The organism is Bradyrhizobium betae (assembly GCF_008932115.1).
Taxonomy (GTDB): Bacteria; Pseudomonadota; Alphaproteobacteria; order Rhizobiales; family Xanthobacteraceae; genus Bradyrhizobium; species Bradyrhizobium betae.
The window spans coordinates 4,232,440-4,258,550 of record NZ_CP044543.1 but is presented as its reverse complement, the minus strand read 5'-3'; the positions used below and the strand labels follow the sequence as shown (position 1 = coordinate 4,258,550).

The following is a 26,111-nucleotide window of genomic DNA, read 5'->3' as shown; positions in this document are numbered from 1 at the left end:
AATTCCAGACCCCGTTGCGCGCGCCCGAGATCGCATGTCGAAGCCAAAATCCTTTTTCAAGGCGCTGACCGAGACCGGCCCGCTGATCGCGCTGGGGACGGCGCTCGCGATATTGGTCTCCATCGCAGGACCCGCCTCGGCGCAGTTCTTCAACTTCCCCGGCTTCGGCGGCCCGCCGCAGCGCTCGGCTCCGCCGCAGCGGGGCGGCGGACGCGACGGGGGATGGTTCGGCGGCGACTTCTTCGCGCCATTCCAGCAGCAGCAGCCGCAGGCGCCGCGCCAGGATTTTTCGCGCGCGCCGGCGCCCGCCAAGCGCGACACCATCCCCGACAAGAACGTGCTGGTGATCGGCGACGCCATGGCCGACTGGCTCGCCTACGGCCTGGAAGACGCCTACACCGAGCAGCCCGACATGGGCGTGATCCGCAAGCACAAGACCACGTCCGGCCTGATCAAGTACCAGCCGAAGGGCGAGCCCTCGGATTGGGCGGCCGCTGCGAAGGGCATCCTCGAGACCGAGAAGCCCGAAATCATCGTCGTCATGCTCGGCCTCAACGATCGCATCTCGATCCGCGAGCCCGTAGCGGACAAGTCCGATAAGACTTCGGACAAGGACAAGAAGAACGACAAGGGCGCGCGCGCAAAACCGCCGGCCAAGCCGGGCGATGCCAAGCCCGGCGATACTGCGGCCAAGCCGGACGACAAGCCGGCCGATGCCGACCTGCCGCAGGACGATGCCGACAACGCCGACACACCTGCGGCCGCGCCCGAAAAGACGGCGCGCAACCCGAACGGCCTCTACGAATTCCGTGATGATCGCTGGGTCGAGCTCTACGGCAAGAAGATCGAGGAACTGGCCAACGTCCTCAAGAGCAAGGGCGTCCCGGTGCTCTGGGTCGGGCTGCCCGCGATTCGCGGTCCCAAGGGCACCGCGGACATGCTGTTCCTGGATTCGCTCTATCGCGAAGGCGCGGCCAAGGCCGGCATCACCTATGTCGACGTCTGGGACGGCTTTGTCGACGAGGCCGGCCGCTTCCTGCAGAAAGGTCCGGACTTCGAAGGCCAGATCCGTCAGCTCCGCAGCTATGACGGCGTCTATTTCACCAAGCCCGGCGCGCGCAAGCTCGCCCACTATGTCGAGCGCGAGATCACGCGCCTGCTCGCAGGACGCTCCGGCCCGATCGCGCTGCCGAGCGAGCCGGCGACGCCCGACACCAGCGCCGAACCAGGCAAGCCCGCGCCGCGGCCGCTGGCGGGCCCGATCGTGCCGCTGGTTGCGGCGTCGATTTCGACCGATCAATTGCTGGGCGGACCGGGCACACGTCCCGCCGCCGTCGATGCGCTTGCCGTCAAGACATTGGTGAAGGGCGAGCCGCTGGCGGCACCCGCGGGCCGCGCCGACGATTATTCCTGGCCGCGCCGGGAAGTCGGCCGCGAGCAGGCCAAGGGTGATACGCCGATGGCGGCGACGACGCCTGACGGTGGTACCGGCACTCCCGGCACGCCGGGCGCCGCCGCGGCGATCGCGCCGCCGAAGCTCGCGCCGAAGAAGCCGGCGACGCCGCAGCAGCCTGCGCAATCCACGCCGTCCATTCGCGATTTCTTTGGCTTCGGCTCTCCGCAGCCCGCTCCAGCGCCGCGTCAGCTAGCGCCCGCACCAGGACCGCGCAATCCAGCTCAAAATCCTGCGATCCCCCGACCGCCGGGTAACGTCGGGCGATCGGCGGAAGTCATCCGGTAATCGATGTCGTGTCCTGGACGCGTCGCAGCACCTCTTGGTGATGCGACGCCGAGCCCGGACCGAGAATTTGCCGCACTCAAAAAAGAATGAGCCCCGGATCTGCGCGGCAGCGCTTGAGCGCTGCAGCGCGTCCGGGGCACGAGTGCGTGTTGACGGCTACCAGCCCTAGTAGCGCCAGCGCGGCGGCGGGCGGCGGACGGGGCGCGACATCAGCAGCGCGAGCGCGAAGCCGATGCCTCCGGCGATCAGGAGCGAGCCAAGCGGATTGTCCTGCACCTTCTGGGCAATCGCCTGCGAACCGTCGCGTAGGGTTTCGGCGGGCTTGTCGTAAGCGTCCTTGGCGTAGCTGGCCGCCGTTTCGCCAGCGTCACGCACGGCATCCTTGGCCTGGCCGTAGAGATTCTGCACGGTGCCGGCGGCCTCGCGCGCCTTGCCCGATGCCTGTGTCTGCGCATCGCCCGCGAGATCACCGACAGCGCCTTCGGCGCGTCCGGCGAACTCCTTGGCTGATCCGATGATTCGATCCTTGTCCATGCTGCTCCTCCTCGGGGGTCTGCCGAAGTAACCGATCAGGAGCGGCACGGTTCCAATCGTCTAAAGAATGAGTCCGCCGTCGACGACCAGTGTCTGGCCGATGATGTAGGACGACAGCGGCGACGCCAGGAACAGGGCCGCGCCCGCCATGTCGGCCGGCGTGCCCAATCGCCGCAACGGAATGCGCGCCAGCGCGCCTTCGAGCCGCTTGGGATTGTCGGTCGTCACCTTCGTCATCTTGGTGTCGACGAGGCCGGGCGCAATGCCGTTGACCCGGATGCCATCCTCGGCCCAGGCCTCGCCCAGGGTCCGCGTCAATCCGACCGCGCCGGTCTTCGATGCATTGTAGGCCGGATTGCCCATGGTGGAGTGATAGGCCGCGGTCGACGACACCATGATCAGCGCGCCCCTGGAATCCCGCAACATGGAATGGAATCGCGTGGCGCAAGCCATCAGGCTCATCAGATTGACCTCGACGACCTTGCGAAAACCGGCCATCTCGAACTCACCGCGGCGGTAGAGCACCGCGCCCTGCGCGAGCACGAGCACATCGAGACGATCGAACGACGGCTTGAAGGCTTCGATCGCGCCGGCATCGCTGACATCGAGTTGCGCGTAAGAAAGACCGGTGAGATCGGAGCCCTCCTCCGGCGAATATTCCGTTGCGTGAGCACGCGTGCCGCAGACCGCAACAGCCGCGCCCCGCGCGCGAAAGGCTTGTGCGATGCCGTTGCCGATGCCGCTGGACCCTCCGACGACCAGCACCTGCCTGCCCGAAAAATCCAGCTCGTTCGCCATCGCGGCCTCCCCTTTTGTCTTGCTTGTTTGACCTGTCTGCGGATCGATGCCAGCCTCGTCAATCTCATAACAAAAAACAAGCACGCCGCGAGGAAACAGCATGTCCGACTTCAAGCAGCTCAGCCGGTCCGTGAAGGGCCTGACCGTTCTCATCACCGGCGCAGCCAGCGGCATGGGGCGTGCGACTGCGCGCGTGTTCGCAAGCGAAGGCGCGAACGTCGCCGTGACTGATTACGACGAGCAAGGCGCGCTATCCGTCGCCAGAGAGATCGCGGCGAGCGGCGGTTCGGCGAAGGCCTGGAAACTCGACGTCGCCGACGGCGGCGAGATCAAGCGTGTCGTCGGCGATGTGGCGTCGCATTTCGGCGGGCTCGATATCATCGTCAACAATGCAGGCATCTCCGTCCGCGTCGCGATCGACGACGAAGCCTACGAGGACGCCTGGGCCAGGGGCATCGCGGTGATGCTGACGGCGCATCCGCGCATCATCGGCGCGGCGCTGCCGCATCTGCGCAAATCGACGAGCCCGCGCATCGTCAACATCGCCTCGACCGAAGCGCTCGGCGCCACCGCGTTGCACAGCCCCTATTCGGCGGCGAAGGGCGGCGTCGCCAGCCTCACCCGCTCGCTCGCGGTGGAGCTCGGCCGCGAGGGCATCACCGTCAACTGCATCTGCCCGGGGCCGATCTGCACCGCGATCACCGACCGCATCTCGGAGGAGCACAAGACCATCTATGCCAAGCGCCGCACCGCACTCGGCCGCTACGGCGATCCCGAGGAAGTCGCACACATGACGCTGAGCCTGTGCCTGCCGGCCGCATCCTTCCTGACCGGCGCGGTGATCCCGGTGGACGGCGGCCTGATGGCGCGCAACGCGTGAGAGCCATGCGCGCCGAGCGTTGACATCTGCCGAAGCGGGAGTAGCTTTTTCTTCAAGAGAGCGGGACCAACCGCTCACGGTTCGCGGGAGGAACACCATGACGATCGCCATCCGGCAGCTTCAAAAACATTTCGTCGGCGAGGTCTCCGGTCTCGATTTGCGCAAGCCGCTCACCGAGGCGGAGGCCCGCGAGGTCGAGGCCGCCATGGACACATACGCGGTGCTCGTCTTCCACGACCAGGACATCACCGACGAGCAGCAGATGGCCTTTGCGCTGAATTTCGGTCAACGCGAGGACGCGCGCGGCGGCACTGTGACCAAGGCGCAGGACTACCGGCTCCAGTCGGGCCTCAACGACGTGTCCAATCTCGGCAAGGACGGCAAGCCGCTGGCGAAGGACAGCCGCACGCATCTGTTCAATCTCGGCAACTGCCTGTGGCATTCCGACAGCTCGTTCCGTCCCATCCCGGCAAAATTCTCGCTGCTGTCAGCGCGCGTGGTGAACCCAAAGGGCGGCAACACCGAATTCGCCGACATGCGCGCCGCCTATGACGCGCTCGACGACGAGACCAAAGCGGAGATCGACGACCTCGTCTGCGAGCACTCGCTGATGTATTCGCGGGGATCGCTCGGCTTCACCGAATACACCGACGACGAGAAGCAGATGTTCAAGCCGGTGCTGCAGCGGCTGGTGCGCACCCATCCGGTACATCGCCGCAAGTCGCTGTATCTGTCATCGCATGCCGGCAAGATCGTCAGCATGAGCGTGCCGGAGGGCCGGCTGCTGCTGCGCGACCTCAACGAGCACGCCACGCAGCCGGAATTCGTCTACGTCCACAAATGGAAACTGCATGACCTCGTGATGTGGGACAACCGCCAGACCATGCACCGCGTCCGCCGCTACGACCAGTCCCAGCCCCGCGACATGCGCCGCGCAACGGTCGCGGGGACGGAGCCAACGGTGCAGCAGCAGGCGGCGGAGTAGGCGCTGCTCAGCAACTGGTGTCATCGCCCGGCTTGACCGGGCGATCCAGTACGCCGAGGCGATTGTGAAAGTGCCGATGCGTTGCGGCGTACTGGATGCCCCGGTCAAGCCGGGGCATGACAGCGGTGGGTCGAACCAAAACGGCGGAGAATGGAGCTACGCGTGCCCCGCCTCGTTCGAGAGCATGCCGGGGTCGATGCCGATCTTGCGGAGTGCGCGACCGTATTTCTCGTCGACGTCGTCGCCAAAGATCAGATCCGCATCCGCATCGCAATGCAGCCAGCCGTTGCTCTGGATCTCGGTCTCGAGTTGGCCCGGCGCCCAGCCGGCATAGCCGAGCGCGAGGATGGCATGCTTGGGACCGGAGCCGTTGGCGATCGCGCGCAGGATGTCGACGGTCGCGGTAAGGCAGACGCCGTCGTCGATCCGGAGCGTCGCGTTCTCGATGTAGAAATCGCTGGAATGCAGCACGAAGCCGCGCCCGGTATCGACAGGGCCACCGCGGAGTACCTTCATGCTTTCGGCATTCTCGGGCAGCCTGATATGCTCGCCCTTCTTGATGATGCCGAGCTGCTGCAGGAGCTCGGGGAAGTCGATGCTGCCGGCCGGATGGTTGACGATGATGCCCATCGCCCCCTCGGCGGAATGGGCGCAGAGATAGATCACCGAGCGCTCGAAGCGCTCGTCGCCCATCACGGGCATCGCGATCAAAAGCCGGCCGTCGAGGTAATCGGCCGAACCGGGCGGCGCGAGACTCGCGCCGCGGGTGCTTTCGCCCGTTCTCTTGCCTGTGGGAGCCATCGGTGAAGCACTCCGGTTTCAATTCCTATCCTGATGTCGGGCCGGCCCGCTGTCAAATCAAGGCTTGCAGGGACATGAATCAAGTGCATCCATCACAAGCATTTCAATGGCTTGCCCCGTGGCGACCCTGTAAAGACGTGCCATGCTGACAAGAGTTCCCAGGCGTGCGGCGATTGGCGTCGCGACAATCTTGCTCGCGTCATCACTGGCGCTTGCAGCCCGCGCCGACGACGCCTCGCCGTGGCAACGTGACGGACATTCCGCTGTGCGGTTGCTCGCGGGGTCGCGGAGCGGCGCAGTCTTGCTTGGCGGCATCGCTTTCCAGATCCAGCCCGGATGGAAGACCTACTGGCGCAACCCCGGCGATTCCGGCGTTCCGCCGCGGTTCGACTTCTCGAAGTCGGACAATGTCGAGGCGGTGACAATCATGTGGCCGGCGCCGCAGAAATTCGACGACGGCGCGGGTGGCCATTCGATCGGCTATCACGACCAGGTCGTGCTGCCGCTGCGCATCGTCGCCAAGGCCGCCGACAAGCCGGTGACGCTGCGCGCCGAGATCAACTATGCGGTCTGCGAAAAACTCTGCATCCCCGTCGAGGCCAATGCCGAGCTCGGCTTCAACAGTGTCGCCTCGACCGAGGACGCCAATCTGCGTGCAGCGCTCGATACCGTGCCGAAGCCGGCCACGATCGGTGATCCCAACCCGCTGACCATCCGCGACGTCAAGCGTGACGGGCCCAGGAATGTGGTCGTGGACGTGGTTGTACCTGATAGCCGCAATGTCAATTTGTACGTGGAAGGGCCGACCCCCGATTGGTCGCTGCCGATCCCGGCGCCGGTCGAGCATAGCCCGCCGGGCGTGAAACGATTCTCCTTCGAGCTCGATGGGCTGCCGCCGGGCGCCAAGTCCGACGGCGCGGCATTGAAGTTCACGCTGGTGGGGGCGGAGAAGTCGTACGAGTTCAATACGAGCCTGGATTGAGTTCGAGCTGTCGTCCCGGGGCGCGCAGCGCGAGCCCGGGACCCATAGCCACAGCAAGTGGTTTCGCGAAGACTCGGAGTGGCCAGCTCGCGCTACGACTTCTCCCTGTGTTTATGGGTCCCCGCGTTCGCGGGGACGATAGCGGAGGGTGAGGCGGCACCGCGTTCACCCAACCGAATCTTAACGAATCGTTGCTAGTTCGGACCCTGCCGCAACACGCGGAACGCCCGGGGGTCGTTCGAATTGGCCGTGATGGATGCAGAACCCGCTACGACCGGACCGGCCCGGCTGATCGCGCGGCTGCGCGGCAGGCTGACAGGCGGATCGAGCGAAGCGTCGCTGACGCGGCGGCTGGCCGGCACCATCTTCATCATCCGCGTGATCAGCGCGGGCCTTGCCTATTTCTCGCAGGTGCTGCTGGCGCGCTGGATGGGAACGTCCGACTACGGCATCTATGTCTATGTCTGGACCTGGGTGCTCCTGCTCGGCAGCATGCTGGATTTCGGCATCTCGGCGTCCGCGCAAAAAATCATTCCGGAATACCGCACCAGCGGCGAGCATGCGCTGCTGCGCGGCTTCCTCTCCGGCAGCCGCTGGCTCACCTTTGCCGCCTCCGCGCTGGTGTCGCTCGGGCTTGCCTGCATCGTCAAGCTGGCGTCGCCCTGGCTCGATCCGGCCGAGGTGCTGCCGCTCTATATCGGCTGCATGACGCTGCCGGCCTTCGTCGTCGCCAACACCCAGGACGGCATCGCGCGCTCGCATGACTGGATGCAGCTCGGATTAATGCCGCAATTCATCATCCGCCAGGCGCTGATCATCGGCATCACAGCCGGCGCCTTCATGCTCGGCTACCATATCGGCGCAATCGCCGCGATGGTTGCCAGCGCCGGCGCGGTCTGGATCGCGATGACTGGACAGATGGTGGTGCTGAACCGCAAGCTGGCCGATCACATCGCGCCGGGCCCCAAGGCCTACGACGTCGGCGGCTGGCTCGCCGTCTCGCTGCCGATCCTGCTGGTGGAGAGCTTCTACCTGCTGCTGTCCTACACCGACGTGCTGGTGCTCCAGCGCTTCCGCCCCTCCGACGAAGTCGGCGTCTACTTCGCGGTGGTGAAGACGCTGGCGCTGGTCTCGTTCATCCACTACGCGATGTCTGCGACCACGGCGCACCGCTTCGCCGAATACAACGCGAGCGGCGACAAGGCCCGCCTGTCGGCCTATGTCGCGCACGCCATCAGCTGGACGTTCTGGCCGTCGCTGGCGGCGACCATCGTGCTGCTCGCGTTCGGCAAGCCGCTGCTCTGGCTGTTCGGACCGCAATTCACGGTCGGCTACGACATCATGTTCGTCGCCGCGATCGGCCTCGTGGTCCGCTCCGCGATCGGGCCCGTTGAGCGCCTGCTCAACATGCTCGGCCAGCAGAAGATCTGCGCGCTGGCCTACGCGCTGGCCTTCGTGATGAACGTCGTGCTCTGCATCGCGCTGGTGCCGCGCTACGGCGGCCACGGCGCCGCGGCCGCGACCTCGATCTCGCTCAGCTTCGAGACGGTCCTGCTGTTCTGGATCGTGCGGCAGCGGCTCGGCCTGCACGTGCTGGCGTTTGGCAAGTAGGCCTCACCCCCGCTCCCTGAAAGAATAATCGATTTCGCGAGCCCGTCGTGAACGGGTCAGAATGACTGCGAAACTCCCTCTGGTAGTATGATTTCTCTTATTTGGTCCGGAAGGTCCACTTTGGGGAAAGTTTATTCCACGTCGTATTGCTCAACCGGCTGGATAAACCTACACTTTTCGCAAGATGATCGATCCGCTTTACGTCGCCTCGGGGTTTGGCGTCGGCCTGCTTGTCGGGATGACCGGCGTGGGTGGCGGCTCATTGATGACGCCGCTCCTGATCCTGCTGTTCGGCATCCACCCCGCCACCGCTGTCGGAACCGACCTGCTCTATGCCGCCGCGACCAAGACCGGCGGCAGCGTCGTGCATGGCTGGTCGCGCAGCGTGCACTGGCGGGCGGTGCTGCGGCTGGCGTGCGGCAGCATTCCGGCGAGCGGGCTGACCCTGCTCGTGTTGTGGAAGCTCGACCTCAGGGGCGATTCCGAGCGCAACCTCGTCAACGTCGTGCTGTGCTTTGCGCTGCTCCTGACCGCGACCTCGCTGATCTTCCGCAAGTCGATCATGGAGCGTTACAGGAAACGCCTCGAGCGGGTCGACGCGCGCACCACCGCGATCGCGACCGTCTTCACCGGCATCGTGCTCGGCGTGCTGGTATCGATTTCATCGGTCGGCGCCGGCGCGGTCGGCGTCACCGTGCTGCTGTTGCTCTACCCGCGCCTGCCGATGGCGACCATCGTCGGCTCCGATATCGCGCATGCGGTGCCGCTGACGCTGGTGGCGGGCGTCGGGCACTGGGCGCTTGGCGACGTCGATTGGGCCCTGATGGGCGTGCTGCTGCTGGGCTCGCTGCCTGGCATCATCGTCGGCAGCTTCAGCGCGACGCGCGTACCGGAGCCGGTGCTACGCGTGGCGCTTGCCTGCGTCCTCGTCACAGTCGCCGGCAAGATCATGTTCGCGGAATTGAATTTGTCGTCCGCGATCGTGACGGCGCTGGCCTGGACGCATTAGGCCCGACCGAGCGACGGAATCGTAGGGTGGGCAAAGCGAAGCGTGCCCACCACTTTTTCAATTGAGGGTGATGGTGGGCACGGCGCTGACGCGCCTTTGCCCACCCTACGGCATCGCTTGCTTACTCCGCGGTCCAGCCGCCGTCGATCGAGAGGTTGCTGCCGGTGATCTGGGCGGCATCGTCGCCGCAGAGGAACAGCGCAAGGGCTGCGACCTGCTCGGAGGTGACGAATTCCTTGGTCGGCTGGGCGTCGAGCAGCACGTCGTTGATGACCTGCTCGCGCGTCAGATTGCGCGCCTTCATCGTGTCGGGGATCTGCTTCTCGACCAGCGGCGTCCAGACATAGCCGGGGCTGATGCAGTTGCAGGTGATCTTGTGGGTCGCGACTTCCAGCGCCACGGTCTTGGTCAGGCCGGCGATGCCGTGCTTGGCCGACACATAGGCCGACTTGAAGGGCGAGGCCACCAGCGAGTGCGCCGACGCCGTGTTGATGATGCGGCCCCAGCCCTTCTTCTTCATGCCGGGCACGGCCGCGCGAATGGCGTGGAAAGCCGAGGACAGGTTGATCGCGATGATCTGGTCCCACTTCTCGATCGGGAATTCCTCGATCGGCGAGACGAACTGGATGCCGGCATTGTTGACGAGAATGTCGACCGAACCGAAGCTCTTCTCACCGAGTGCGATCATCTCGGCGATCTCCGCCGGCTTGGTCATGTCGGCGGGCGAGTAGACCGCCTTGACGCCGAAATCGGACTCGATCTTGGCGCGCTCCTTCTCGATGTCCTCCGGCGAGCCGAAGCCGTTGATGACGACATTGGCGCCGGCGCCGGCGAAGCCGCGCGCATAAGCAAGCCCGATGCCGCTTGTCGATCCGGTCACGACGGCGTTCTTGCCTGACAGACTACCCATATCATTCGCTCCTTTTTGGCGGGGCCGCGGTGACGTCCCCCGTGAGATCGTAGGTCACCATGGTCTCGCCGGACTGCGGCCGCTCGAGCCAATCCTTGTGGCGCATCGACAGATGCACGTCGTGCACGCCGGCTTCCCAATGCTCGACCATGGCGACGTGCGAGAAGTCGTAATCCTTGGACGAGGATTCGTAGTTCTTGCTGCGGTAGATCAGATGCACCACGGTGACGGTGCTTTCACGCCATACCTTCGCCAGGAACTCCACGGAAGGGTCGTTCTTCAGATAATCGGGCAATTTGGAAATCAGGTCGCGCACGGCCCTGCGGGCGTTGTGCAGCTGCTTGTTCTTGTCGGTGTTCATCCGCGTCCGGCTGGAGAAGCGGATGTCCTTCTCGCGCTCGGTGGCCTCGAGCAGCGAATTCGGCAGGTCGCCCCGCGCACTGAACAGGTCAACCTGGAAGATCAGCATGTCGCGATCGACCTCGGCATCGAGCACATAGTCGAGCGGGGTATTGGAGGCGATGCCGCCGTCCCAGTAGTGCTCGCCGTCGATCACGACGGACGGAAAGCCCGGCGGCAGCGCGCCGGAGGCCATGATATGCTCGGGGCCGATGGTCTTGCCGAGCTTCTTGAACTCGTAATTGTCGAAATATTTGAAGTTGCCGGAGGTGACGCCGACGGCGCCGACCGACAGGCGCGTCTTCAGATCGTTGATGCGATCGAAATCGACCAGCCGCTCCAGCGTCTTCTTCAGCGGCGAGGTGTCGTAATAGCTCCCGGCCTGCGGGCTGCCGGGCGGCCAGAGCGGCGCGGGCGGGACGCGCGGCGTGAAGAAGCCGGGCACGCCGAAGGTCGCGATCAGCGCCGCGCTGGTCGAGTTGAACAGCTCGCGGCTATGGTCGCCCTTGCCGATCGGCTTCCACGGCACCGGTGCCGAGACCATCTCCCAGAATTCCTTGAGCCGCTTGACGCGGGTCTGGCCTTCGTTGCCGGCAATGATCGCGGCGTTGACAGCGCCGATCGAAATGCCGGCGACCCATTCCGGCTCGAAGCCGTAGCCGCACAGCGACTGATAGGCGCCCGCTTGATAGGAGCCGAGCGCACCGCCACCCTGCAACACCAGCACACGTTGCGCATTCGCGGGGACGCTGGCGGATTCCGGATTGGTGTGATCGGTCATTCGGGAACAATAGCAGATGACGAGCGACCGTGGCGACTGATCGCCGCGGCGTCAATGCATCCCGGGATCAAGTCTGGCTTATCGGGGGTCCGTCGAGGCCAGGATCATGGTCCAGAACACCTTGTATTTGGTGCCCGGAGCATAGCTCGCCGCGATGCCCAATTTTGTGACACCGCCCTTGAGCATGTTGGCCCGGTGGGGCGGCGAGTCGCGCCAGCCGGAAAACGCTTCCGCCAGCGTATGATAGCCGGCCGAGATGTTCTCGACCGCCACGGTCGCGGGATATCCGCCGGCGGCGAGGCGCTTGGCCAGCGGCGCACGGACGTCATGGTCCATCTTGTTGGCCGCCGCCATGGCATTGGACTGGGATTCGGCGAGCCGCATCAGGTCGGGATCGATCACCACGGTGCCGAGGGCGTTGTTCTGGCGGTATTGCGAAATCATGATCGCGGCCGCCTGGGCATCGAGCTTGGTGCCCGGGACCGCCATGTCGGCATACATCGACGGCTGCTGCTGGATCGGTGCCTCATTGCCGGCACAGCCGGCGAGAAGCAAAGCAATGAGTATCGCGGCCGCAGCGCGCATGAATCGGGCCCCCAAAGGAAGGGCCGTTGTTGCATACCAACCGTGGCTGAAAGGTGAATTTTGAGGAAAAATTGACCTTCCGCGGGGCGTCAGACGCCCGCAAATATCCGGTAGCGGCGGGGCTCGAGGCCAACCGTGTCGCCGGCACGCAATTCCCTGTCGCGCGGGGCGTCGATCTCGATGGTCTCGCCGCCCGAGAGTGCCACCTCGGCCCGCTGCACCGGGCCAAAGTTCCGGACATGCCGCACGGCGCCCTCGAAGGCGCCGCTGCCGGGCGGGCCAATGAGCATGTCGTGTCGCCGCACGAACAGCCTTGACGCGCCAGGCGCAAGACCGTCCGCCGCGAGCCGGAGCGGCCGGTCACCGAGCCGCACAACGCCGTCGGCAATCTGGACCGGCAGCTCGATGGATTCACCGATGAAGCCATGCACGAAGGCGGAGGCCGGAGTCTCATAGACGTCGTCGGGCGAGCCGATCTGCTCGATCCTGCCCTTGTCCATCACCACGACGCGGTTGGCGACTTCCAGCGCCTCCTCCTGGTCGTGGGTGACGAAGATCGAGGTGACGTTGATCTCATGATGCAGCGAGCGCAGCCATTTGCGCAGCTCCTTGCGCACCTTGGCGTCGAGCGCGCCGAACGGCTCGTCGAGCAGCAGGATGCGCGGCTCGATCGCGAGCGCGCGGGCAAGCGCGATGCGCTGGCGCTGGCCGCCGGAGAGCTGGCTCGGATAGCGGTCGGCGAGCCAGTCGAGCTGCACGAGATCGAGCAGCTCCTTGACGCGCGCGCGGATCGTCGCCTCGTCCTTGCGGATCGCGCGCGGTTGCACGCGCAGGCCGAAGGCGACGTTCTCGAACACAGTCATGTGGCGGAACAGCGCGTAGTGCTGGAACACGAAACCGACATGGCGTTCGCGCGCGCCTTGCGCCAGCGCGTCCTCGCCGTTGAAGGAGACCTCGCCGGCATCGGGCCAGTCGAGCCCGGCGATGATCCGAAGCAGCGTGGTCTTGCCGGAGCCCGAGGGTCCGAGCAACGCCAGCAGCTCGCCGTCATTGACCTTGAGGTCGACGCCGTCGAGGGCTGCGAAGCTGCCGAACTTCTTGACGAGATTCCTGACTTCAATGGTCATTGACGTCTTGTCCTTCGTCGAGGTGACGTTCGAGAATGGTTTTGGCAATCAGGGTGATCAGCGCCAGCATCGCCAGCAGCGAGGCGATCGCGAAGGCGGCGACGAACTGGTATTCGTTGTAGAGAATCTCGACCAGCAGCGGCATGGTGTTGGTCTCGCCGCGGATGTGGCCGGAGACGACCGACACGGCGCCGAACTCGCCCATCGCACGCGCATTGCAGAGCAGGACGCCGTAGAGCACGCCCCATTTGATGTTGGGCAGCGTGACGCGAAAGAAGGTCTGCAGGCCGGAGGCGCCGAGCGAGATCCCCGCTTCCTCCTCCTGCGTGCCCTGCTCCTGCATCAAGGGGATCAGCGCGCGGGCCACGAAGGGGAAGGTCACGAAGGTGGTGGCGAGCGCGATGCCGAGCACCGCGAACAGGATCTGGATGTCGTGATCCCGAAGCCAGCCGCCGAAATAGCCCTGCGCGCCGAACAGCAGCACGAAGACGAGGCCCGAGATCACCGGGCTCACCGAGAACGGCAGGTCGATCAGCGTGATCAGGAAGGTCTTGCCGGGAAATTCGAACTTGGTGATGGCCCAAGAGGCGACGAGGCCGAACACCAGATTGAGGCCGACCGAGATCGCCGCCACCAGCAGCGTCAGCTTGATCGCGGACAACGCCTCCGGATCGGCCAGCGCGGAGATATAGGCGAGGAATCCCTTCGAGAGCGCCTGCGCGAACACCACGACGAGCGGCAGCACGACGAAGACGGAGAGGAAGATCATCGCCAGCGCGATGATGACGATGCGCACCGCCCTCGGCTCCGTGCGAAGGTTGTCCCGCGCGGCTGCGGCATGCGCACGCGCCTTCGCCTCCGATGGCGAGAGCGAAACCGAATCTGCGATCTGCATCGCCATGGCCCGCCCTCAACGCACCGGAATCCGGCTCTGCGCCCAGCGCTGGAGCCGGTTGACGGCAAAGATGATGACAAAGGACACGACGAGCATGACCACCGCGATGGCGGTCGCGTCGGCATAGCGGAACTCGGACAGGCGGATCACGATCAGGAGCGGTGCGATCTCGGAGACATTCGGCAGATTGCCGGCGATGAAGATCACCGAGCCGTATTCGCCGACGGCACGTGCGAAGGCGAGCGCGAGGCCGGTGAGCAGCGCCGGCGCGAGCGATGGCAGGATCACGCGAATGATGGTCTGCCAGCGGCTCGCCCCCAGGCTGCCCGCAGCTTCCTCGATCTCGACATCGAGATCCTGCAGCACCGGCTGCACCGTGCGCACCACGAAGGGAATGCCGATGAAGATCATGGCGACGAAGATGCCGAGCGGCGTGAACGCCACCTTGATGCCGAGCGCCGCGAGCGGCGCGCCCAGCCAGCCCTTTTCGGCGAACAGCGAGGTCAGCGCGACCCCGGCGACCGCCGTCGGCAATGCGAAGGGGACATCCACAATCGCATCGAACAGCCGCCTTCCGGGGAAGCGGTAGCGCACCAGCGCCCAGACGATGATGCTGCCCATCACCAGATTGACGCAGGCCGCCGCGAAGGCGAGGCCGAACGAAACCCTGAGCGCATTCAGGGTTCGTCGACTGGAGAGGATGTTCCAGAACTGCTCGGAGCTCAGCTCGAGCGATTTCAGGAACAGACCGGCGAGCGGAATCAGGATAATCACGGACAGCCAGGAAAGCGTCAGTCCCATCGTGAGACCGAAGCCCGGCAAAGTCCGGCGTCGTGCTGCAACTGCGCTCACCAGGCCCCCTGCTAAAGCCTCTTAAGACAGCGCCCGATCAGTTCTTGTAGATCTGATCAAAGACGCCGCCGTCGGCAAAATGTTCCTTCTGCGCCTTGGTCCAGCCGCCGAACACATCGTCGATCGTGAACAGCTCGACCTTTGCGAAGGAGTTTTCATACTTCTTGGCGATTTCGGCATCGCGCGGACGGTAGAAATTGCGTGCGGCAATTTCCTGACCCTCCTTGGTATACCAATACTGCAGGTAGGCATCGGCAGCGTTGCGGGTGCCCTTCTTGTCGGCCACCTTGTCGACGATCGCGACCGGCGGCTCGGCGAGGATCGACAGCGGCGGCGCCACGATCTCGAATTTCTCCGGACCGAATTCCTTGAGCGCGAGATATGCCTCGTTCTCCCAGGCGAGCAGCACGTCGCCGACGCCGCGCTCGACGAAGGTCACGGTGGCGCCGCGCGCGCCGGTATCCAGCACCGGCACCTGCTGGAACAGCTTTCCGATGAAGTCCTTGGCCTTGTCGGCCGAGCCGTACTTCTTCTGTGCAAAGCCCCAGGCCGCGAGATAATTCCAGCGCGCGCCGCCCGAGGTCTTCGGGTTCGGCGTGATCACGGCAACGCCCGGTTTGAGCAGATCGTCCCAGTCCTTGATGCCCTTCGGATTGCCCTTGCGCACCAGGAACACGATGGTCGAGGTGTAGGGCGACGAATTCTGCGGCAGACGCTTCTGCCAGTCGGTCGCGGTGAGGCCCTTGCTCGCGACAGCATCGATGTCATAGGCGAGCGCGAGCGTGACCACGTCCGCCTGCAATCCGTCGATCACGGCGCGCGCCTGCGAACCGCTGCCGCCATGCGACTGCTTGATCTCGACGCTCTTGCCGGTTTCCTTCTGATAGGCGGTCGCAAACGCCTTGTTGAACTCGACATAGAGCTCGCGCGTCGGATCGTACGAAACGTTCAAAAGATTGATGTCAGCGGCGAGAGCCGAGCTTGCCCAAAGCAATCCTGCCGCGAGCGGAACGATACGACGCATCATGTCCATCTCCATTCACCTCGACGACTTCAGCGCCGTCGATGGCATGCGGGCATAACTCAGGGCGAAACGCGTTCGAGTCAACGGAACCGGATTTTCTTGTTTGAGGAGTCGCAGCCTGCCTGTGCTACGAAGTCTTCATCGTGTGGATGCCGCATTCTGTCTTCGCCCGGCCGCGCCAGCGACCGGCGCGTGCATCCTCGCCTTCGATCGTTCTGCTGGTGCAAGGCATACACCCAACCGACAGAAAACCGGACTCCACCAACGGATGACGCGGCAATTTAGCGCGGACGAAGATCGCCTCGAGTTCCTCGCGCGAGACATTGGCGAAGGGATTGAACTTCAGCCGCACGCCATCGTCCTCGACCACGGGAATGTCGGTGCGCGCATTGCCCTGAAAGCGCTTGCGGCCGTTGAGCCAGGCATCGAATGGTTTCAGCGCGCGTGCGAGCGGCTCCACTTTGCGAATGCGGCAGCAGGCGTCGGGATCGGAGAACCAGAGATCACGGTCGGGATCGTCGCGCGACAGCGTTTCTTCAGCAGGCTTGATCGAGCGGACATCCTTGAGGCCCAGCGCGGCAACCAGCGTGTTGCGATAGGCGAACGTCTCCTCGAACAGCCAACCGGTATCGAGGAAGATCACGGGGATCGCCGGATCGACGTCCGCCATGACCTTCAGCAGGGTCGCCGATTCCGTGCCGAAGGACGACACCAGTGCAAGCTTGTCGCGCCCGATCGTCTTCAGTGCCGTCGCGATGACTTCGGCAGGAGACGCATCGCGCAACGCGCGATCAAGCTCCTCCGCCGAAGGCAGCGCAGAGACGGACACCGACGAAACCTGGGGCGCGATCGCGTTCACGTGCCGACACCCTCGGAGTGACGGAGTTGCATGCGCCGGTGCAGCGCCGTGATCCGGCCATCGCCGGTCGGCTGGTAGAACACCGAATAGCGCTTGGCGGTCTGCATGAAGGCTTCCGCGTCGGCCTGCTTCTTGACCTCGAAGGAATCGAAGCCGGCGCGGAGCATGAACACGAACTGGTCGCGCAGCACCTGCCCCGTCGCCCGCAGCTCGCCGCGATAATTGTAGCGCTCGCGCAGCAGCCGCGCCTGGCTGTAGGCGCGTCCATCGCGGAAGCTCGGAAATACCAGCGCGACCACGGCGATCTTGCAGAGATACGGAACGAGCTCGCCGATGTCGCGATTGTTCGGCCAGATCACGCCGACTTTGCCGCCGCGCTTGAGCAAAGCTTCTGCGTCAGCCAAGAAGCGCTCAGCCGGCACCAGGAGGTCGCCGCCTTCGGGCAGTGGGGTGTCGACGGCGAGTTTGACGAAACTGTCGTCGGCGATCTTTCCGCCGTTAACGAGTGGCATAGACGCGCTCCTTGAAGGGTTCGACACCGAGGCGCTTCACGGTGTCGACGAACAGCTCTTCCGGCCGCTCGCGCAGCGCAAGATAGGCTTCCACGATGTCCTCGACGACGTCGGCGACCTCGTCGAACTTGACGCCCGGACCGATCAGATTGCCGAGCGCGGCGCTCTCGTCGGCACGGCCGCCGATGGTGATCTGGTAGACCTCCTCGCCGTTCTTCTCGACGCCGAGAATGCCGATATGACCGACATGGTGGTGACCGCAGGCATTGATGCAGCCGGAGATGTTGATGTGCAACCGGCCGATCAGATTGGCGAGCTCATGGTTGGCGAAGCGCCGGGTCAGCTCCTGCGCGATCGGGATCGAGCGCGCATTCGCCAGCGAGCAATAGTCGAGCCCCGGGCAGGCGATGATGTCGGTGATCAGATTGACGTTCGGCGTCGCCAGGCCAAGCTTGTCGAGCGCCTTCCACAGTGCCGGCAGGTCGCGCTTTGCGACGTGCGGCAGCGCGAGATTCTGCTCGTGGCCGACGCGAATCTCGCCAAAGGAATATTTGTCGGCGAGATCGGCCAGTGCGTCCATCTGCTCGGCCGTGGCATCGCCCGGAGGCGCGCCGATCGGCTTCAGCGAGATCGTGACGATGGAATAGCCCTGCACCTTGTGCGGCGACACCGAGTTCTTGCGCCATGCCTCGAAGTCGGGATCGGCCGCGGCCTGACGCAGCTCGTCCGGCATGTGCGGCAGCTTCTCGTAGTTCGGGTAGCTGAAGCGCGAGCGGATATCCTCGATCACCTCGTCGTCGATCTGGAGCGAGGAATTGCGGATATGCTGCCATTCCTCCTCGACCTCGCGCGAGAATTTCTCGATGCCGAGTTCGTGCACCAGGATCTTGATGCGCGCCTTGTAGATGTTGTCGCGGCGGCCATACTGATTGTAGACGCGCAGGATCGCCTCGATATAGCTGAGGATATCGCGGCCGTGCACGAAGTGCTTGATGGTCTTGCCGATGAACGGCGTGCGGCCAAGACCGCCACCGACGAGCACCTCGAATCCGGTCTCGCCCTTCTCGTTCTTGACCAGCTTCAGCCCGATATCGTGGATCTTGATCGCGGCGCGGTCGTGGTCCGACGCGGTGATCGCGATCTTGAACTTGCGCGGCAGGAACGAGAATTCCGGATGCAACGTGGTGTGCTGGCGGATCAGCTCCGACCAGATGCGCGGATCCTCGATTTCGCCGGGGGCAACGCCGGCCCACTGGTCGGAGGTGACGTTGCGCATGTTGTTGCCGGAGGTCTGCATCGCATGGATGCCGACCTCAGCGAGATCGGCCAGCGCATCCGGCAGCTCCGCGAGCTTGATCCAGTTGAACTGGATATTCTGCCGCGTGGTGAAATGGCCGTAGCCGCGATCGTATTTGCGCGCGACATGGGCAAGCGCCCGCAACTGGTTTGACGCCAGCGTGCCATAGGGAATAGCGACGCGGAACATGTAGGCGTGCAGCTGAAGATAGACGCCGTTCTGGAGCCGCAGGATCTTGAACTCGTCCTCGGTGAGCTCGCCGGAAAGGCGCCGCTTCACCTGGTCGCGGAACTCCGAGACGCGCTCGTTGACAAGCGTGCGGTCGATTTCGTCGTAAGCGTACATAGGAAAATGCCTTAAGCCTGGACCGGCTGTCCGATGGTCACGCCAGTGCGGCGGATCTGTTCGCGCAGATTGCCGGGTTCGATCCTGCCGTCCGTGCCGACCTGCACCGGAGCGATATAGGGACCGATCGCGCCGACGTCATCGGCGATCGACTCCGCGAGCAATGCCTTCGCCTCGTCGGAGTTGCGCACGATCGCAGCTTCCGACAGGTCTGCGGACCAGCTTCTGCCGGCGGTGCGGTAAACCACGATACCGTCCCAGGTGCGGTTGGCGGTCACGACCGAGGGGCCGGCGATTTTGAGCTTCTTCTGTTCAAGCGGGGAGGTCATTCGGCTGCATCCAATAGGTCAGAGATGATTTGGTTGGGTGTTTCGCGGCGGAGCGAGCCGGCATGCCGGACTACGTCGCCGATGATGAGGATGGCGGGACCGCCATGGGTCCGCCGCACGAGTTCGGGCAGGTCGCGCAGCGTACCGACCGCGCCTTGCGCGTCCGGACGCGTGACGCGAGCGAACACGCCGACCGGCGTCTCCGGCGAACGGCCGGCGGCGAGCAGGCCTGCGCGGATCGCGGGCGCAGCGGTCATGCCCATGTAGACCACGACGGTCATCCTGGTGTCGGTCAGCGTCGACCAGTCCACCGCCTCGGCATCGCGCGCCTTGTGCGCGGTGAGGAAGGTGATGCGGGTCGCTTCATGGCGATAGGTGAGTGGCACCTCGAAATCGGCGGCACCGCCGAGTCCAGCGGTGATGCCGGGGATGATCGAATAGGCGATACCGGCGGCGCGAAGCGCTTCGACCTCTTCGCCGCCGCGGCCGAACACGAAGGGATCGCCGCCCTTCAGCCGCACCACGCGCTGACCGGATCGTGCGGCCTCGATCAAGCGCTGGTTGATGACGTCCTGGCCGATACCGGGCTTGCCGACGCGGCGGCCGACCGGAACGCGCGTGGTATCGCGGCGGATGCGGTCGAGGATCTCAGGCGAGACCAGTTCGTCATGGAAGACGATGTCGGCGTCCTGCAACGCGCGCAGCGCCTTGATGGTGAGCAGATCGGGGTCGCCGGGGCCGGCACCGACCAGCGCGACCGAGCCTTCCGGCTTGCCGGCGCGCGCGAATTCGGACGGATCGGAAATGGCCTTGAGCGCCGCGTCCGCTTCGTCCTTGCGGCCGGCGAGCACGGCGGCGCCGATCGGGCCGTCGATGACGCGCTCCCAGAAGCGGCGGCGCAGCGGAAACTCTGCGATGCGGCCGTTGATGGTCTTGCGGAAGCCGCCGATGAACTCGGCGAGTTCGCCGATGCGCGCCGGCAGCAGCGCCTCGATCTTCTCGCGCAGACGCCGCGCCACCACCGGCGAGGTGCCACCGGTGCCCACCGCGACCACGACATCGCCGCGATCGACGATGGCCGGGAAAATGAAGCTGGAATGTTCGAGGTCGTCCATGACGTTGACGGGCAGGCCGAGCGCCTTGGCCCGAACCGACATCGCGACGCCGATGTCGCCCGCGCCTGCACAGACGATGGCGATGACGCCCGAGAGATCGGCGGTGAGCGGATCGCCCGCCGCGACGTCGATACGCGCGGTATCCTCGGGGCTGAGGCCGAGATCATGATTGCCATCGATCGCGTACACGCGGATACGCGCACCGGCCGCGGCGAGCACGCGCAGCTTGGCGCGCAAAAGCTCGCCCGCGCCGATGAGGACCACCGGACCGGCCTTGAGATCGAGGAACACCGGCAAGAACCGCATGCGATACTCGCTTCCCCCACATCCGGGGTTGACTGGAATTATTTTCTATATATGTGTCGTTTCGAGCGCGCAAAGAGAAAATTTCTTCTTCTCTTCTGTACCAGAACTATAGAATTTTCGCCTCCAAACACAAAGTGGCAGAGATGCATCTTCTCAGGACCGATTCCGGTGCAGATGGACGGGACTCCCGGACTCCCGTTTTCGAGCAAATTCCCGTCGCGCTGACCACGCCCGGCATGGACCATCTCGACCAGCTCGAGGCGCAGAGCATCTACATTTTCCGCGAGGCGTTTGCCCGCCTGAAGAAGATCGCCCTGTTGTGGTCGCTCGGCAAGGATTCCAACGTCATGATCTGGCTGGCGCGCAAGGCCTTCTTCGGCCGCCTGCCGTTCCCGGCCCTCCATGTCGACACCGGCAAGAAGTTTCCGGAGATGTATCGCTTCCGCGATCATTACGGGAAGGAATGGGAGCTCGACCTGCGCGTCGAGCCCTGCCCGCCCATCGATGCCGTCGACCCAACGCTGCCGCCGGCGGCCCGTTCCGCCGCGCGCAAGACCGAGGGCCTCAAGATGGCGCTCGCCAAATACGGCTTTGACGGCCTGATCGCCGGCATTCGCCGCGACGAGGAGGCAACCCGCGCCAAGGAACGCGTGTTCTCGCCGCGCGGGCTCGAAGGCAATTGGGACGTGCGCGACCAGCCGCCGGAGTTCTGGGACCATTTCAACGCCTCGCCGCCGCAGGGCGCGCATTTGCGCATCCATCCGATCCTGCATTGGACCGAGGCCGACATCTGGGCCTACACCAAGCGCGAGAACATTCCGATCATCCCGCTCTATCTCTCCCAGAACGGCAAGCGCTACCGCTCGCTGGGCGATCAGGACATCACCAACCCCGTGAATTCGACCGCTTCGAACATCGACGAGATCCTGGCCGAGCTCGAGCAGACCAAGGTGCCGGAGCGCGCCGGCCGTGCGCTGGACCACGAGACCGAGGACGCCTTCGAGCGGCTGCGCGTCGCCGGTTATCTCTGACCTCAGGACGCAATGCGGCCATGAACATGATCGTCACCCCCGCTTCGCCTGCCACTCCGAACGGCACCACCCGTCCGCAGGTCCGCATCGTCATCGTCGGTCATGTCGACCACGGCAAGTCGACGCTGGTCGGCCGCCTGCTGCACGAGACCGGCAGCCTGCCCGACGGCAAGCTCGAAATGCTCAAGGCCGTCAGCGCGCGGCGCGGCATGCCGTTCGAGTGGTCGTTCCTGCTCGACGCGCTCCAGACCGAGCGCGACCAGGGCATCACCATCGACACCACGCAGATCCGCTTCCGCACCAATTCGCGCGACATCGTGCTGATCGACGCGCCCGGCCACGCCGAATTCCTGCGCAACATGATCACGGGCGCCTCGCAGGCCGACGGCGCGGTGCTGATCATCGACGCGCTGGAAGGCGTGCGCGACCAGACCAGGCGGCACGGCTATCTGCTGCATCTGCTCGGCGTGAAGCAGGTCGCCGTCGTCGTCAACAAGATGGACCGCGTCGATTTCTCCGCGGATCGCTTCAAGGCGATCAGCGACGAAATCTCCGCGCATCTCAACGGCCTCGGCGTGACGCCGACGGCAATCATCCCGATCTCCGCGCGCGATGGCGACGGCGTCGCCGAACACACCGACCGCATCGGCTGGTACAAGGGACCAACCGTGGTCGAGGCACTCGACGCCCTCGAGCCGGCGCGACCGCTCGAAGCGCTGCCGCTGCGCCTGCCGGTGCAGGCGATCTACAAGTTCGACGACCGCCGCATCGTGGCGGGCCGTATCGAGTCCGGCAGCCTGATTGCCGGCGACGAGATCGTGATCATGCCGGCCGGCAAGATCGCCCGGATCAAGACCGTCGAGAGCTGGCCGCTGACGCCGGTCGCGGGACGTCAGGGCGCGGGCCGCTCGGTCGGCATCACGCTCGACCGCGAGCTGTTCATCGAGCGCGGCGACATCGTCGCGCACGCCAGCTCCGCTCCGCGCGAGACGCGTCGGCTCCGCGCGCGCATCTTCTGGCTGCACGAGAAGCCGCTCGCCAAGGGTGACCAGCTGCTGGTCCGCTGCGGACCGAAGGAGAGTCGCGCTACCGTGGTCGCGATCGAGAAGGCGGTCGATCCCGGCGAACTCTCGAGCGTCGAGAACAAGGCGATCGGCCGCAACCATGTCGGCGAGATCGATATCTCGCTGTCCAGTCCGATCGCGACCGACCCCTACACCGAGAACCCGCGCACCGGCCGTCTCGTGATCGAGGTGTCCGGGCGTATCGCCGGCGGCGGCCTCGTGCTGTCGGTCGAGGCAGGCCAGCGTGCGGTGCCTGTCGACATCGTGCCGGTGGAATCGGCGCTGCGGCCGGATGAACGCTCCGCGCGCTACCGGCACAACGGCGCCGTGGTCTGGCTCACGGGCCTGCCGGCGTCCGGCAAGTCGACGCTGGCGAAGGCGCTGGAGCGGCGGCTGTTCACCAACGGCGGCTCGCCGATCCTGCTCGACGGCGACACGCTGCGCGCCGGCCTCAACAGCGATCTCGGCTTCTCCGCCGCCGATCGCAGCGAGAATATCCGCCGCCTCGCCGAGGTCGCGACGCATCTCGCCCGCAACGGCCATATCGCGATCGTCGCGGCCGTCTCGCCGGCTCGCGAGGACCGCGCCACCGCACGCCGCATCGCCGATACCGCGTTCCGCGAGATCCACGTGGCGACGCCCGCCGGCATCTGCGAGGAGCGCGATCCCAAGGGCCACTACAAGAAGGCCCGCGCCGGCACCCTGCAATCCTTCACCGGCATCCTGAACGACTATGAGGCGCCGCAAGCCGCCGAACTCGTGATCGACACGTCGACGCGGACGGTTGCGGAGGCGGCCGACGAGATCGAACAGATGCTGAAGACATCAGGCGTGCTGTTCGACGAGGTCGTCGACCTCGCCGCGAATATTTAAGGCCGTCCTACTCCACTGTCGTCGCCCGGCTTGACCGGGCGACCCAGTATTCCAGAGACAGTGTTGGGTTACAGAGAAGCCGCGGCGTACTGGATTCCCCGCTTTCGCGGGGAATGACAGCGGAGCGCCGGCCCGCCCCCTCGCCTTGACATTTTGACAACTTTCGGAGGCCTTCTCACGGCCCCGATTTTGGGGCTAATAAGGCCCCGAAAGCCGCTCCCAGTGGGCGCATTTTGCTGCTGCCGGGTCAAAAGCAGCCAAAAACAGCCATTTCCAACAAGAAAGACCATCATGAAACGCGTCGACGCCCACGGATTGAAGATTGCACCCGTCCTGTTTGACTTCATCGCCAAGGAAGCGGCCCCGAAAACGGGGATCGCGCCGGACGCGTTCTGGGCCGGGGTTGCCGCCATCATCAAGGAGCTGGGGCCGAAGAACCGCGCACTGCTGACGTTGCGCGACACGCTGCAGGCCAAGATCGACGACTGGCACCGCGCCAACAAGGGCAAGGCTTTCGACCTCGATGCCTATACCGCCTTCCTCAAGGAGATCGGCTATCTCGTCCCCGAGCCTGCGACGCAGAAGGTCGAGACCGCCAATGTCGACGAGGAGATCGGCAAGATCTGCGGCCCGCAGCTCGTTGTTCCCCTCACCAATGCGCGCTATGCGCTGAACGCGGCGAACGCGCGCTGGGGCTCGCTCTACGACGCCTTCTACGGCACCGACGCGATCCCGCACGATCCTTCCGAAGCCGGCAAGGGTTACAACAAGGCGCGCGGCGACAAGGTGATCGCCAAGGCCAAGGCCTTCCTCGATGCCGCCGTGCCGCTCGCGACCGGCAGCCATACCGACGTCACCGCCTATAGCATCGTCGCTGGCCAGCTCGCGGTGAAGCTGAAGAGCGGCAACGCCACCGCGCTGAAGAACGCCGCGCAGTTGGCGGGCTTCCAGGGCGATGCTGCCGCACCGAGCGCGGTGCTGCTCGCCAACAACGGCCTGCACGTCGAGGTGAAGATCGACCGCAGCAGCGGAATCGGCAAGGACGACCCGGCCGGCGTCGCCGACATGATCATGGAGTCCGCCGTGTCGACCATCCTCGACATGGAGGACTCGGTCGCGGCGGTCGACGCCGAAGACAAGGTCCTGGTCTATCGCAACACGCTCGGCCTGATGAACGGCACGCTGTCGGCCGACTTCGAGAAGGGCGGCAAGACGCTGACGCGTTCGCTGAATGCCGACCGCAGTTACAAGACACCGGACGGCAAGGGCGAGGTGAAGCTGCACGGCCGCAGCCTGCTGCTGATGCGCAATTGCGGTCATCACATGTTCACCGACGCGGTGCTGGACGAGAAGGGCGAGGAAGTTCCGGAAGGCCTGCTCGATGCCGCCGTCTCCGGCCTGCTCGCGATTCACGACCTCAAGGGCAACTCGAAGGTCAAGAACAGCCGCACGGGATCTGCCTATATCGTCAAGCCGAAGATGCACGGCCCGGACGAAGTCTCGCTCGCTTGCGAGGTGTTCGACCGCGTCGAGAAGATGCTCTCGCTGCCCGAGAACACGCTCAAGATCGGCATCATGGACGAGGAGCGGCGCACCACCGTCAACCTCAAGGCCTGCATCCAGCGCGCCTCCAAGCGCATCATGTTCATCAACACCGGCTTCCTCGACCGCACCGGCGACGAGATCCACACCTCGATGGAAGCGGGTCCGATGATCCGCAAGAACGAGATGAAGGCGCAAGCCTGGATCAAGGCCTACGAGGACTGGAACGTCGACATGGGCCTGACCTGTGGCCTGCCCGGCCACGCCCAGATCGGCAAGGGCATGTGGGCCGCGCCCGACAAGATGGCGGACATGCTGCAACAGAAGCTCGCCCATCCGCAGGCCGGCGCCACCACCGCCTGGGTGCCCTCGCCGACCGCGGCGACACTGCACGCCCTGCACTATCACCAGGTCAACGTCACCGCCCGCCAGCAGGAGCTGACCAAGGGCGGCCCTCGCGCCAAGCTCTCCGATATCCTCACCATTCCGGTGTCGAAGTCGAACTGGGCGCCCGACGACGTCAAGCAGGAGATCGACAACAACTGCCAGGGTATCCTTGGCTATGTGGTGCGCTGGATCGACCAGGGCGTTGGCTGCTCCAAGGTCCCCGACATCCATGACGTCGGCCTGATGGAAGACCGCGCCACCTTGCGCATCTCCAGCCAGCATCTCGCCAACTGGCTGCACCAGGGCGTGATCACCGAAGCGCAGGTGATGGAATCGCTCAAGCGCATGGCCGTCGTCGTCGACAAGCAGAACGCAGGCGATGCGATCTACAAGCCGATGGCGCCCGCCTTCGACGGCGTCGCCTTCAAGGCCGCCTGCGACCTCATCTTCAAGGGCCGCGAGCAGCCGAACGGCTACACCGAATACATCCTCACCGCCCGTCGTCGCGAGGCGAAAGCGGCCGGCTGAGCCGGATCA

At 65.0% G+C, this 26,111-nt stretch carries 24 protein-coding genes; 9 read left to right on the top strand and 15 right to left on the bottom strand.

Annotated elements, in window-relative coordinates; genetic code table 11:
• Window positions 1-34: 34 nt before the first annotated feature.
• Window positions 35-1,741, top strand: coding sequence for a DUF459 domain-containing protein (locus F8237_RS20225; protein ID WP_151647295.1), 1,707 nt, complete (start codon window positions 35-37; stop codon window positions 1,739-1,741).
• A 165-nt stretch (window positions 1,742-1,906) separates the two neighbouring features.
• Here the strand turns inward: F8237_RS20225 and F8237_RS20220 are convergent, their stop codons facing one another.
• Together F8237_RS20220 and F8237_RS20215 are read right to left on the bottom strand one after the other, a co-directional pair.
• The gene (locus tag F8237_RS20220) at window positions 1,907-2,275 is read right to left on the bottom strand and encodes a CsbD family protein (RefSeq protein ID WP_151647293.1); all 369 of its coding nucleotides are present in this window, start codon (window positions 2,273-2,275) and stop codon (window positions 1,907-1,909) included.
• A gap of 60 nt (window positions 2,276-2,335) precedes the next feature.
• Complete coding sequence (locus tag F8237_RS20215; protein ID WP_014439686.1) at window positions 2,336-3,073, bottom strand: SDR family NAD(P)-dependent oxidoreductase; 738 nt, start codon at window positions 3,071-3,073, stop codon at window positions 2,336-2,338.
• 100 nt (window positions 3,074-3,173) lie between these two features.
• Between F8237_RS20215 and F8237_RS20210 the strand changes: the two genes are divergently transcribed.
• Window positions 3,174-3,953: an SDR family NAD(P)-dependent oxidoreductase gene (locus tag F8237_RS20210; protein ID WP_162006140.1), complete on the top strand. Its 780-nt coding sequence runs from the start codon at window positions 3,174-3,176 to the stop codon at window positions 3,951-3,953.
• Between the two features lie 97 nt (window positions 3,954-4,050).
• Window positions 4,051-4,938 (top strand): TauD/TfdA dioxygenase family protein, encoded by an 888-nt coding sequence (locus F8237_RS20205; protein WP_151647291.1) that lies wholly within the window; start codon window positions 4,051-4,053, stop codon window positions 4,936-4,938.
• Window positions 4,939-5,094: 156 nt separating this feature from the next.
• On the opposite strand, the gene F8237_RS20200 is transcribed toward F8237_RS20205, so the two are convergent.
• A complete protein-coding gene (locus F8237_RS20200) occupies window positions 5,095-5,739 on the bottom strand; it encodes a YqgE/AlgH family protein (RefSeq protein WP_151647289.1) in 645 nt (214 codons plus the stop codon).
• 142 nt (window positions 5,740-5,881) lie between these two features.
• On the opposite strand from F8237_RS20200, the gene F8237_RS20195 reads away from it, so the two are divergent.
• From F8237_RS20195 to F8237_RS20185, 3 genes are all read left to right on the top strand, one after another.
• Window positions 5,882-6,721, top strand: a complete 840-nt coding sequence (locus F8237_RS20195) for a protein-disulfide reductase DsbD domain-containing protein (RefSeq protein WP_151647287.1) — start codon at window positions 5,882-5,884, stop codon at window positions 6,719-6,721.
• A 243-nt stretch (window positions 6,722-6,964) separates the two neighbouring features.
• Window positions 6,965-8,332 carry a flippase gene (locus tag F8237_RS20190; protein ID WP_374761609.1) on the top strand — a complete coding sequence of 456 codons (1,368 nt, stop codon included), beginning with the start codon at window positions 6,965-6,967 and terminating at the stop codon, window positions 8,330-8,332.
• Window positions 8,333-8,516: 184 nt separating this feature from the next.
• Complete coding sequence (locus F8237_RS20185) at window positions 8,517-9,341, top strand: sulfite exporter TauE/SafE family protein (protein ID WP_151647283.1); 825 nt, start codon at window positions 8,517-8,519, stop codon at window positions 9,339-9,341.
• 121 nt (window positions 9,342-9,462) lie between these two features.
• Here the strand turns inward: F8237_RS20185 and F8237_RS20175 are convergent, their stop codons facing one another.
• From F8237_RS20175 to cysG, 12 genes are all read right to left on the bottom strand, one after another.
• Window positions 9,463-10,251 carry a 3-hydroxybutyrate dehydrogenase gene (locus F8237_RS20175; protein ID WP_151647281.1) on the bottom strand — a complete coding sequence of 263 codons (789 nt, stop codon included), beginning with the start codon at window positions 10,249-10,251 and terminating at the stop codon, window positions 9,463-9,465.
• Window position 10,252: 1 nt separating this feature from the next.
• The gene (locus F8237_RS20170) at window positions 10,253-11,431 is read right to left on the bottom strand and encodes a DUF3734 domain-containing protein (protein ID WP_151647279.1); all 1,179 of its coding nucleotides are present in this window, start codon (window positions 11,429-11,431) and stop codon (window positions 10,253-10,255) included.
• 78 nt (window positions 11,432-11,509) lie between these two features.
• The gene (locus F8237_RS20165) at window positions 11,510-12,016 is read right to left on the bottom strand and encodes a CAP domain-containing protein (protein WP_041748040.1); all 507 of its coding nucleotides are present in this window, start codon (window positions 12,014-12,016) and stop codon (window positions 11,510-11,512) included.
• 89 nt (window positions 12,017-12,105) lie between these two features.
• Window positions 12,106-13,143 carry a sulfate/molybdate ABC transporter ATP-binding protein gene (locus tag F8237_RS20160; protein WP_151647277.1) on the bottom strand — a complete coding sequence of 346 codons (1,038 nt, stop codon included), beginning with the start codon at window positions 13,141-13,143 and terminating at the stop codon, window positions 12,106-12,108.
• Window positions 13,133-14,044: a sulfate ABC transporter permease subunit CysW gene (gene cysW, locus F8237_RS20155; RefSeq protein ID WP_151647275.1), complete on the bottom strand. Its 912-nt coding sequence runs from the start codon at window positions 14,042-14,044 to the stop codon at window positions 13,133-13,135. Before cysW ends, F8237_RS20160 begins: the two co-directional genes overlap by 11 nt.
• Before the next feature lie 9 nt (window positions 14,045-14,053).
• The gene (gene cysT / locus F8237_RS20150) at window positions 14,054-14,890 is read right to left on the bottom strand and encodes a sulfate ABC transporter permease subunit CysT (RefSeq protein ID WP_162006139.1); all 837 of its coding nucleotides are present in this window, start codon (window positions 14,888-14,890) and stop codon (window positions 14,054-14,056) included.
• A 37-nt stretch (window positions 14,891-14,927) separates the two neighbouring features.
• On the bottom strand, window positions 14,928-15,929 hold the full coding sequence (locus tag F8237_RS20145) for a sulfate ABC transporter substrate-binding protein (protein ID WP_151647271.1): 1,002 nt from the start codon (window positions 15,927-15,929) through the stop codon (window positions 14,928-14,930).
• Window positions 15,930-16,041: 112 nt separating this feature from the next.
• Complete coding sequence (locus tag F8237_RS20140; protein ID WP_151647269.1) at window positions 16,042-16,773, bottom strand: phosphoadenylyl-sulfate reductase; 732 nt, start codon at window positions 16,771-16,773, stop codon at window positions 16,042-16,044.
• The gene (locus F8237_RS20135; protein WP_151647267.1) at window positions 16,770-17,285 is read right to left on the bottom strand and encodes a DUF934 domain-containing protein; all 516 of its coding nucleotides are present in this window, start codon (window positions 17,283-17,285) and stop codon (window positions 16,770-16,772) included. Before F8237_RS20135 ends, F8237_RS20140 begins: the two co-directional genes overlap by 4 nt.
• Window positions 17,272-18,927 (bottom strand): nitrite/sulfite reductase, encoded by a 1,656-nt coding sequence (locus F8237_RS20130; RefSeq protein ID WP_151647265.1) that lies wholly within the window; start codon window positions 18,925-18,927, stop codon window positions 17,272-17,274. Before F8237_RS20130 ends, F8237_RS20135 begins: the two co-directional genes overlap by 14 nt.
• An 11-nt stretch (window positions 18,928-18,938) precedes the next feature.
• Entirely contained in the window at window positions 18,939-19,256 is a 318-nt protein-coding gene (locus F8237_RS20125; RefSeq protein WP_151647263.1) for a DUF2849 domain-containing protein, read from the bottom strand.
• Window positions 19,253-20,677, bottom strand: a complete 1,425-nt coding sequence (gene cysG / locus F8237_RS20120) for a siroheme synthase CysG (RefSeq protein ID WP_151647261.1) — start codon at window positions 20,675-20,677, stop codon at window positions 19,253-19,255. Before cysG ends, F8237_RS20125 begins: the two co-directional genes overlap by 4 nt.
• A gap of 236 nt (window positions 20,678-20,913) precedes the next feature.
• Here cysG and cysD point away from each other — a divergent pair, with 236 nt between their 5' ends.
• From cysD to F8237_RS20105, 3 genes are all read left to right on the top strand, one after another.
• Window positions 20,914-21,708 (top strand): sulfate adenylyltransferase subunit CysD, encoded by a 795-nt coding sequence (gene cysD, locus F8237_RS20115; RefSeq protein WP_151650611.1) that lies wholly within the window; start codon window positions 20,914-20,916, stop codon window positions 21,706-21,708.
• 20 nt (window positions 21,709-21,728) lie between these two features.
• A complete protein-coding gene (cysC, locus tag F8237_RS20110; RefSeq protein ID WP_151647258.1) occupies window positions 21,729-23,645 on the top strand; it encodes an adenylyl-sulfate kinase in 1,917 nt (638 codons plus the stop codon).
• Window positions 23,646-23,936: 291 nt separating this feature from the next.
• The gene (locus tag F8237_RS20105; RefSeq protein ID WP_151647256.1) at window positions 23,937-26,102 is read left to right on the top strand and encodes a malate synthase G; all 2,166 of its coding nucleotides are present in this window, start codon (window positions 23,937-23,939) and stop codon (window positions 26,100-26,102) included.
• The last annotated feature ends 9 nt before the right edge of the window (window positions 26,103-26,111 follow it).

Excerpts from the sequence above, each read along its gene's own strand:
- F8237_RS20205 (WP_151647291.1), top strand. The coding sequence starts at position 4,051 with ATGACGATCGCCATCCGGCAGCTTCAAAAACATTTCGTCGGCGAGGTC.
- F8237_RS20210 (WP_162006140.1), top strand. The coding sequence starts at position 3,174 with ATGTCCGACTTCAAGCAGCTCAGCCGGTCCGTGAAGGGCCTGACCGTT.
- F8237_RS20135 (WP_151647267.1), bottom strand. The coding sequence starts at position 17,285 with ATGCCACTCGTTAACGGCGGAAAGATCGCCGACGACAGTTTCGTCAAA.
- F8237_RS20200 (WP_151647289.1), bottom strand. The coding sequence starts at position 5,739 with ATGGCTCCCACAGGCAAGAGAACGGGCGAAAGCACCCGCGGCGCGAGT.
- cysD (WP_151650611.1), top strand. The coding sequence starts at position 20,914 with ATGGACCATCTCGACCAGCTCGAGGCGCAGAGCATCTACATTTTCCGC.
- F8237_RS20225 (WP_151647295.1), top strand. The coding sequence starts at position 35 with ATGTCGAAGCCAAAATCCTTTTTCAAGGCGCTGACCGAGACCGGCCCG.
- F8237_RS20195 (WP_151647287.1), top strand. The coding sequence starts at position 5,882 with ATGCTGACAAGAGTTCCCAGGCGTGCGGCGATTGGCGTCGCGACAATC.
- F8237_RS20170 (WP_151647279.1), bottom strand. The coding sequence starts at position 11,431 with ATGACCGATCACACCAATCCGGAATCCGCCAGCGTCCCCGCGAATGCG.
- F8237_RS20185 (WP_151647283.1), top strand. The coding sequence starts at position 8,517 with ATGATCGATCCGCTTTACGTCGCCTCGGGGTTTGGCGTCGGCCTGCTT.
- F8237_RS20130 (WP_151647265.1), bottom strand. The coding sequence starts at position 18,927 with ATGTACGCTTACGACGAAATCGACCGCACGCTTGTCAACGAGCGCGTC.
- cysW (WP_151647275.1), bottom strand. The coding sequence starts at position 14,044 with ATGGCGATGCAGATCGCAGATTCGGTTTCGCTCTCGCCATCGGAGGCG.
- F8237_RS20125 (WP_151647263.1), bottom strand. The coding sequence starts at position 19,256 with ATGACCTCCCCGCTTGAACAGAAGAAGCTCAAAATCGCCGGCCCCTCG.
- F8237_RS20105 (WP_151647256.1), top strand. The coding sequence starts at position 23,937 with ATGAAACGCGTCGACGCCCACGGATTGAAGATTGCACCCGTCCTGTTT.
- F8237_RS20160 (WP_151647277.1), bottom strand. The coding sequence starts at position 13,143 with ATGACCATTGAAGTCAGGAATCTCGTCAAGAAGTTCGGCAGCTTCGCA.
- cysC (WP_151647258.1), top strand. The coding sequence starts at position 21,729 with ATGAACATGATCGTCACCCCCGCTTCGCCTGCCACTCCGAACGGCACC.
- F8237_RS20220 (WP_151647293.1), bottom strand. The coding sequence starts at position 2,275 with ATGGACAAGGATCGAATCATCGGATCAGCCAAGGAGTTCGCCGGACGC.
- F8237_RS20165 (WP_041748040.1), bottom strand. The coding sequence starts at position 12,016 with ATGCGCGCTGCGGCCGCGATACTCATTGCTTTGCTTCTCGCCGGCTGT.
- F8237_RS20175 (WP_151647281.1), bottom strand. The coding sequence starts at position 10,251 with ATGGGTAGTCTGTCAGGCAAGAACGCCGTCGTGACCGGATCGACAAGC.
- F8237_RS20145 (WP_151647271.1), bottom strand. The coding sequence starts at position 15,929 with ATGGAGATGGACATGATGCGTCGTATCGTTCCGCTCGCGGCAGGATTG.
- cysG (WP_151647261.1), bottom strand. The coding sequence starts at position 20,677 with ATGCGGTTCTTGCCGGTGTTCCTCGATCTCAAGGCCGGTCCGGTGGTC.
- F8237_RS20215 (WP_014439686.1), bottom strand. The coding sequence starts at position 3,073 with ATGGCGAACGAGCTGGATTTTTCGGGCAGGCAGGTGCTGGTCGTCGGA.